The sequence below is a fragment of the Comamonas sp. A7-5 genome (assembly GCF_039581385.1).
Classification (GTDB): Bacteria; Pseudomonadota; Gammaproteobacteria; order Burkholderiales; family Burkholderiaceae_C; genus Comamonas; species Comamonas thiooxydans.
This window is the reverse complement of the sequence record NZ_JBCPWO010000008.1, coordinates 189,111-196,552: the sequence shown is the minus strand read 5'-3', so window position 1 is coordinate 196,552 and position 7,442 is coordinate 189,111. Positions and strand designations below refer to the sequence as shown.

The following is a 7,442-nucleotide window of genomic DNA, read 5'->3' as shown; positions in this document are numbered from 1 at the left end:
AGATGTGGGGTCATGGATATGCTCTTGATAGCGGAGCTTGTTGCGCCTGTTATTCATAGATCTCAGCATGAAAAGCATCTGAATTCTTTAATAAACAAGCGCATCAAGCTCCTGTATTCATAGTCGTCTCAACGAGCCCAGCGCAGCACCAGCGGATCCAGCCGGCGGGCAATGTCCAGCAGCTGGCGGCGCACCTCGAGGTGCATGGGCGGCCAGGGCGAGCGCGGCGCATCGCAGGCGATCACGCCGCCTTCCTTCATCAGCGCCTTGGCGGCCAGAAAACCGGCCTGGCGGTTCTCGTGGTTGATCAGCGGCAGCCAGCGCTGGTACTCGGCAAAGGCCTTGTCCTTGTCGCCAGCGCGGTGCGCCTCGATGATGGGGCGTATGCCATCGGCAAAGCCGCCGCCGGTCATGGCGCCCGTGGCGCCGGCCTCCAGGTCGGCCAGCAGGGTGATGGCTTCCTCGCCGTCCCAGGGGCCTTCTATCGCTTCGCCGCCCAGCGCGATCAGCTCGCGCAGCTTGCCCGCCGCGCCCGCGGTTTCCATCTTGAAGTAGCTGACCTGCGCTATCTCCCTGGCCATGCGGGCCAGAAAGGCGGGCGACAGTGGCGTGCCTGCGGCCGGCGCATCCTGGACCATGATGGGGATGTCGATGGCGTCGGACACGCCCTGGTAGAAGGCCTGCACCTGGGCTTCGCCGAAGCGGAAGGTCGCACCGTGGTAAGGCGGCATGACCATGACCATGGCGGCGCCCATGTCCTGGGCGCGGCGGCTGCGCTCGGCGCAGATTCTGGTACTGGTGTGCGTGGTGGTCACGATCACGGGCACACGGCCGGCCACATGCTCCAGGGCCGTTCGCGTGAGGATTTCGCGCTCCTCGTCCGAGACCAGGAACTGCTCGGAGAAGTTGGCCAGGATGCACAGGCCGTCGACGCCCGAGTCGATCATGAAGTCCAGGCAGCGCTTCTGGCTGGTCAGGTCCAGCGTGCCGTCCTCGTGGAAGGTGGTGGGCACGACGGGGAAGATGCCCCGGTAACGGGGATTGGAGAGTCCGGGCATGCTGCGTCTCCTTACTCGACGATATGGAACTGGTCGAGGTACTCGGTCTTGAGCGTGAGGCCCAGGCCCGGCACGTCGTCGCGCAGCTGCAGGAAGCCGTTGTCGGCAACCGGTTCACCGTCGAAGATGTACCAGAACAGCTCGTTGCCGACCTCCACGTCGAAGATGGGGAAGTACTCGGCCATGGGCGAGGCCAGCGTGCTCATGGTCAGGTGGTAGTTGTGCATCTGGCCGGCATGCGGGATCACGGGCACGGAATAGGCTTCGCACAGGGCATTGATCTTGTGCGCCGCCGTGATGCCGCCCACGCGGTTGGTGTCGTACTGCACGACGGAGACGGCCTTCTTGTCCAGCAGCTGCTTGAAGCCGTAGAGGCTGAACTCGTGCTCGCCGCCCGAGATGGGAACGATGTTCATGGCGTTGAGCTCGGCGTAGCCGTCGATGTCGTCGGCGATCACGGGCTCTTCCAGCCAGCGCGGCTCGAACCTGGCGAGCTTGGGCAGCATGCGCTTGGCGTACTCCAGGTTCCAGCCCATATAGCACTCCAGCATCAGGTCGGTGTCGTAGCCGATCACTTCACGGATGGCTTCGACGGACTTGAGGTTCTCCTTCACACCCTCCTGCAAATGGGCGGGCCCGTAGCCGAAGCGCATCTTGAAGGCCTTGAAACCCTGGTCCAGGAATTTCTGGGCTTCGTCCTGCATCCCTTTCAGGTCGGTGCGGTAGAGCTTGCTGTAGTAGCAGGGAATCTTTTCCTTGGTGCGCCCGCCCAGCAGCTTGAACACGGGCTTGTTCACGCTCTTGCCCAGGATGTCCCAGATGGCCAGGTCCACGGCCGAGATGGCGGCCATGGTCACGCCCTTGCGGCCCCAGGCATGGGTGGCGCGGTACATGCGCTGCCACAGGTATTCGTAGTCCCAGGGATCCTGACCGATGACCAGCGGCGCCAGGTACTCGTCGATGATGGCCTTGGCGATTTTGGGCGCCAGGGCCACATTGCCCAGACCGATGATGCCGTCATCGGTTTCGATCTCGACCACGGTCCACGAATGAAAGCGGAAGGTGCTCATGGACTCGGTGTTGGAGTACACCAGATCCATGGCGTTGGAGCAGAAGTTGCCCTGGGGCGGAACGGTCTTGCCCTTCCATTCATAGACACGGGCGCGGACGGACTTGATCTTCATACAGACCTCGAAAGAAAAGAGTGAGTAGGACAGGCGGCCCAAGCCGCCCGGAAAATGGGCTCAGACGGCTGGGGCGGCCTGGCGAGTGCGGTGCGCGGCCCCCATGCGTGCGGCAATCTGCAGCGCCTGCCAGGTGGCCTCCACATTGGCCTTACCCTGGCCTGCGATGTCGTAGGCCGTGCCATGGGCCGGCGTGGTGATGGGAATCGGCAGACCGCCCTGCACCGTCACCCCACGTGAGAAGCCCAGCAGCTTGATCGCTATCTGGCCCTGGTCGTGGTACATGGTCACGATGGCCTGGTACTCGCCGGCCTGGGCCTTGAGGAAAATGGTGTCGGCCGGGAACGGGCCGTGGAACGGCGCATCGCTGGGCCAGTCGCGCGCCTGCAGCGCCTGCACGGCGGGCGCGATGATGTCGATTTCCTCGCGGCCGCAGGTGCCGCCGTCGCCGTTGTGCGGGTTGAAGCCGGCAATCGCCACCTTGGGAGCAGCCAGGCCGCTGGCGCGCAAGGCCTTGTAGATCAGCTCGGCCGCCTGGGTTATGCGCTCCACGCTCAGGTAGCTGGCCACATCCTTGAGCGGCACGTGCGAGGAAATGCGCGAGGTCCAGAGATCACCCAGCGTGTTGAACTCGCAGAAGTAGCCGCTCACGCCCAGGTACTCGGCAAAGTGGTGCAGCTCGTCCTCGTGGCGCAGGCCGCCAAGCTTCATGGCCTGCTTGTTCAAGGGCGCAAAGCAGATGGCGTCGATATCGCCGGCCAGGGCCGCATCCATGCATTGGTCTAGCACCTGCAGCACCGAGCGGCCGCCCGCCGCCCCCACCTGTCCCTGCACCACATCGGCCTGGGCGACGGTGTCCACGGCCACAAAGGCCGGCAGCCGCGTATCGGCACGCTCGCGCGCATCGGACAGGCCGGCCAGCGGAACGGTTGCAACCTGCAGGCCAGCGATGCGCTGGCCCTGCTCCCAGAGCCAGGGATCGCCTATCAGCACCAGGTTCGCCTGCTCGGTGGCTTGCGGCCTGGCCAGCAAACGCGCAACAAGCTCGGCGCCGATGCCGGAGGGATCGCCCAGGGTCAGGGCGACAACGGGAAGAGAAGCCTTGCTCATGCTCAGTCCAGCTTGATGTTGTTCTTGCGAATGATGTCGCCGAAGCGCTTGTACTCGGCGAGGTGAAAACTGCCGAAGTCGGCCTGGGGCATGGGCCGCAGCTCGGCACCTACGGCTTCGAGGCGGCTCTTGGTCTCGGGCATGGCGATGACCTTGTTGACTTCGTCATGCACTTTTTGCTGAACGGCCTTGGGTGTGGAGGCCGGCATGTAGATGCCGTACCAGGCGCTGATCTCCACATCGCGCAGACCCGCTTCGGCCATGGTCGGCACCTGGGGCAACTGGGGGTTGCGCTGGGGCGAAGTGACCGCCAGGGCACGCAGCTTGCCGGCCTTGATCTGGCCTATGACCGAGGGCATGGTGTCGAAGCTCATCTGCACCTGGCCGCTGACCAGATCGACCAGGGCCGCGGCGCTGCCCTTGTAGGGTACATGGGTGATCTGAATGCCTGCGGCATCCTTGAACACCTCGGCAGCGATATGCTGGGTGCTGCCCGTGCCGCTGCTGGCGAAATTGATCTGATTGGGATTCTTCCTGGCCATGGCCACCAGCTCCGCCACCGTGTTGGCGGCAACGGAGTTGCCCACCACCAGCACATTGGGCACCGAGCCGACAAAGGCCACGGGAACCAGATCCCGGTTGTTGTCGTACCCCAGCTTGAGCAGATGCGGTGCGATGGCATGGGCCGTGACCACACCCATGACCATGGTGTGGCCGTCCGTGGCCTTGGCCGTCATGTCCACGGCCAGTGTGTTGGAGACGCCGGGCCGGTTCTCCACGATCACCGGCTGCTTGAGCAGCGGCCCCAGCCTGTCGGCCACGGCGCGGGCCATGGCATCGGTGCCGCCTCCGGGCGCAGACCCCACCAGCATGCGCACGGGCTTGACGGGCCAGTTCGCAGAGTCCTGGGCCTGGACCTGCCAGGGCAGCGCGGCGGCGCCGCACAGAGCGGCTATGGAAAGTAGATGACGTCTTTGCACATTTGTCTCCTTGGCTTTTTTATTTCATCGCAGCCCGATGCTAGGGAAGGCGCTGATATGCGTAAATTGAAAGTTATTGATTAATCGATAACCTGAAGCAATAAGAAGCCATGCCATGGGATCGATAGACAAGCGCGACAACACGCCACAGTTGCTGAACCGGCTGCGCATGCGCCAGGTGGCCTTGATACTGGCCATCGACGAGCGCCAGACCTTGCGCGCGGCAGCGGCCGAGCTCGGCCTGACCCAGCCTGCCGCCACCAAAATGCTGCAGGAACTCGAAGACGCCCTGGGCCAGCCGCTGTTCGAGCGCGTGGGCCGCCGTCTGCAGCGCAATGCGGCCGGAGAGCGGGTGCTGGAATATTTCCGTTCGCTGCGTGGCAATATCGAGGCCCTGAATCGCGAACTGGGCGAGCTGCGCCAGGGAAGCTCCGGGCGGCTGGCCGTGGGCAGCATCATGGCCGCGTCACCCGGGCGGCTCACCCAGGCCTTGCTGGAGCTGAAAAAGCAGCTGCCCCTGCTGGAGCTGGAAGTGGCGGTGGACACCAGCGATCGCTTGCTGGCGCAGCTGCGTGAGGGAGTGCTGGAGGTGGTCGTCGGGCGCATGACGAATGAAGCGGGCCGCGATTGCCGCTTTTGCCCGATCGACGACGAGCAGCTGGCCTTCATCGTGCGCAAGGAGCATCCTCTGCTGTCGCTGCAGCGGCCCGCCCTGCAGGCTTTGCAGGGATATGGCTGGGTCATGCAGCCGCCCGGCAGCCCCATGCGCAGCTTGATCGAACAAGAGTTCCGCGAGCACAGTCTGCCGCTGCCGCGCGGCCTGATCGAAACCGGCTCCATACTCACCACCATCAATCTGGTGCGCAGCTCGAATATGGTGGGCGTGATTCCGCGCACGGTGGCGGACCTTCATGCCGCCCACGGCATGCTGCATATCCTGCCGTATCGGACCAAGCACAGTCTGGAGGCCTACGGCAGCCTGGTACGCAAGGACAGGCCCATCAGCCGATCGGCACAGATGTTCCTGGATCTGCTGCACCATCACGACGCAACTGCCTGAACAAGGGTCAGCACCGGGCTTCGGGGCTGCGCATCCAGGCCCGAAGAGTACTAGCCGTCCAGGCCCAGCTCCCGGCGCAATGCCGCCGCCCGGCGCGCATGCTCCGACTCGCCGGGTCGGCCCAGACTGCGGTGCAAGGCGGCAAGGTTATCCAGCAGCGGCAGCAGGCGTGCATCGCTGCCGCCCAGCGCCTGTTCCATCAAACCCAAGGCCTCGACAAACATGGGCTGCGCTTCCTGGAAACGACGCTTGCGATATGCCAGGCCGGCAAGGCCGTTGAGCACGCCTGCCTCGCCCACTCGAGCCTCGGGATTTTCCTGCTGTCGGTACAGCTCCAGCGATTGGGCATATAGCGTCTGCGCCTGCTCCTCGTGGCGAAGGGCGTCGGCCATGCGCGCACGGCTGGTCAGAAGATGCGCCTGCCACAGCACATCGGGTGCATGCCGGTCGGCAATGGCCTGCGCCTGCTCGAACAATGCATGGGCTTGCGCATAGTCCTTGTTCTGCGCCCGCCACAGGCCCTGCTCGTTAAGCACCTGGGCCAGAACCAGGGCTTGTGGATCCTGCTGCATCAGCACCTCCCTGGCGCGTTCGTACTGCGCGGCGGCCTGCGCATCGTCACCCTCTCGGTGGTGAAGCCTGGCCCGGGCCAGCAAAACCGGAACCAGACTCCTGCTGCCGTCACCTGCCCGCTGCTGTAGCGCCATTGCCTGATCCAAGGTCTGCTGCACCTGCTCCAGACTGCCTTGCTGTTCCTGGCTGTGCGCCAGGGTCAACAGGGCTTGCACGCGGGTCGCCACATCGGTCTGGGCCGCAGCATCGACCGGCAGAGTCGACAGTTGCTGCAGATAAGCTTGCGCCTGGTCATGCTCGCCCAGGCTCGCATGCAGATCGCCCAGGGCCTGCAGCGCTTTTTCGCGCAGCGCCAGGGAGACGGCATCTGCCGGCAGGGCCTGTGCCACTTCGAGAGCCTGCCGATAGCTCTGCACTGCCTTGCGCGGTTGCTGCATGGCCTTTTGCACATTGCCCAGATTCCAGGCCACGGATGCGGTATTGGCATGCATGCCCAGGCTGGCCTGATTCAGCTCCAGTGCCTTGAGCAGAGACTGTGCGGCTTCGGCGTTGTGGCCTCGGGCCTGCTGGATCAGACCCAGAAGATTCAGGCTGCTGGCCATATAGGGCCGTTGCCCCTGGCGCTGCCGCTCTGCCAGCTCCAGTGCCTGGCGCGCGGTTTGCTCGGCGGGCTCATACGCTTGTTCGCTTTGCTGGCGCAAAGCCTTGTCGTACAAGCCCTGCCACTGCGCAGTCTGAGCAAGCAATGGCGGGCTTGCCGCCACGCTGATCAGCAGCGCCAGCGGCACCAGGGACACCAGCACGGTCCAGGACGGCAGCCGCATCGGCCTAGACATGAATCTCACAATGCGCTTGCACATAGCCATGCACCGTCTCAAACGCCGCTTGCGCTGCCTCTGCCGCACGCTCCCTGGCGGCATGGTCGAGCGGCACTGCATCGAGCTGGGCGCTGAATGCCTTCCAGCTCGGTGCTCGTCCCTGCGCATGCGGTGCCAGATGGCGCGCGCCGAAATCGGCGTTCAGCTCAAGAGTTGCAGCTGCCTTGAGCAAAAAAGCTGCCCCCAGGTTGGAGCCCTCCTCCACATACAGCCAGCCCAGGGCCATGGCAAGGTCCACGGCAGCACCCGACGCGAATACCGGCTCGTCCAGATTTTGCGGCAGGGCCTCACCCAGATCGCTCAGGTCCAGGATGACCGCATTCAGACGCTGGCGCCCGGCCAAACCCGGCAGCAGGCAATTGAGCTCCGGCTGCTCAAACAGGGCCGCCACATCGCGCTGAAAGAGATACTGCACTCGCAGAAACTGCGCATAGCTCTCGCGACTGGCAAACGGTCTGGCGGCCATGATGCGTTGATCCAGCGCGCCATGACTGGCCTGGGAGGTCGAGCGCAGCAAGGCGCTCAGCCCCTGGGTTTCCATCATCGATATATCCATGGGAAATTTCACTTCCGTCAAAAAAGCGGGCACCGCCTGCTCC

At 64.3% G+C, this 7,442-nt stretch carries 7 protein-coding genes; 1 reads left to right on the top strand and 6 read right to left on the bottom strand.

All coding sequences use genetic code 11. The features are described 5' to 3' along the window. Positions 1–128 precede the first annotated feature (128 nt). The 4 genes from AAIL67_RS16085 to AAIL67_RS16070 are packed head-to-tail and all read right to left on the bottom strand — an operon-like array spanning position 129 to position 4,332. Complete coding sequence (locus AAIL67_RS16085; protein WP_343484374.1) at positions 129–1,058, bottom strand: dihydrodipicolinate synthase family protein; 930 nt, start codon at positions 1,056–1,058, stop codon at positions 129–131. Between the two features lie 11 nt (positions 1,059–1,069). Further along, the gene (locus AAIL67_RS16080; RefSeq protein ID WP_343484373.1) at positions 1,070–2,242 is read right to left on the bottom strand and encodes an L-rhamnonate dehydratase; all 1,173 of its coding nucleotides are present in this window, start codon (positions 2,240–2,242) and stop codon (positions 1,070–1,072) included. A gap of 60 nt (positions 2,243–2,302) precedes the next feature. Then, positions 2,303–3,352, bottom strand: a complete 1,050-nt coding sequence (locus AAIL67_RS16075) for a 4-hydroxythreonine-4-phosphate dehydrogenase PdxA (protein WP_343484372.1) — start codon at positions 3,350–3,352, stop codon at positions 2,303–2,305. Between the two features lie 2 nt (positions 3,353–3,354). Continuing rightward, entirely contained in the window at positions 3,355–4,332 is a 978-nt protein-coding gene (locus AAIL67_RS16070) for a tripartite tricarboxylate transporter substrate binding protein (protein WP_063665252.1), read from the bottom strand. 115 nt (positions 4,333–4,447) lie between these two features. Here AAIL67_RS16070 and AAIL67_RS16065 point away from each other — a divergent pair, with 115 nt between their 5' ends. Further along, positions 4,448–5,392 (top strand): LysR family transcriptional regulator, encoded by a 945-nt coding sequence (locus tag AAIL67_RS16065; RefSeq protein WP_063665253.1) that lies wholly within the window; start codon positions 4,448–4,450, stop codon positions 5,390–5,392. Between the two features lie 50 nt (positions 5,393–5,442). Here the strand turns inward: AAIL67_RS16065 and AAIL67_RS16060 are convergent, their stop codons facing one another. Continuing rightward, positions 5,443–6,801 carry a tetratricopeptide repeat protein gene (locus AAIL67_RS16060; protein ID WP_197483998.1) on the bottom strand — a complete coding sequence of 453 codons (1,359 nt, stop codon included), beginning with the start codon at positions 6,799–6,801 and terminating at the stop codon, positions 5,443–5,445. Then, positions 6,794–7,399 (bottom strand): biliverdin-producing heme oxygenase, encoded by a 606-nt coding sequence (locus tag AAIL67_RS16055; RefSeq protein WP_063665301.1) that lies wholly within the window; start codon positions 7,397–7,399, stop codon positions 6,794–6,796. The genes AAIL67_RS16060 and AAIL67_RS16055 overlap by 8 nt, the downstream gene beginning before the upstream one ends. Between the last annotated feature and the right edge of the window lie 43 nt (positions 7,400–7,442).

Bases quoted from the DNA above. Each gene is read 5' to 3' on its own strand.
- AAIL67_RS16055 (WP_063665301.1), bottom strand. From the start codon at position 7,399: ATGGATATATCGATGATGGAAACCCAGGGGCTGAGCGCCTTGCTGCGC.
- AAIL67_RS16075 (WP_343484372.1), bottom strand. From the start codon at position 3,352: ATGAGCAAGGCTTCTCTTCCCGTTGTCGCCCTGACCCTGGGCGATCCC.
- AAIL67_RS16080 (WP_343484373.1), bottom strand. From the start codon at position 2,242: ATGAAGATCAAGTCCGTCCGCGCCCGTGTCTATGAATGGAAGGGCAAG.
- AAIL67_RS16060 (WP_197483998.1), bottom strand. From the start codon at position 6,801: ATGTCTAGGCCGATGCGGCTGCCGTCCTGGACCGTGCTGGTGTCCCTG.
- AAIL67_RS16085 (WP_343484374.1), bottom strand. From the start codon at position 1,058: ATGCCCGGACTCTCCAATCCCCGTTACCGGGGCATCTTCCCCGTCGTG.
- AAIL67_RS16065 (WP_063665253.1), top strand. From the start codon at position 4,448: ATGGGATCGATAGACAAGCGCGACAACACGCCACAGTTGCTGAACCGG.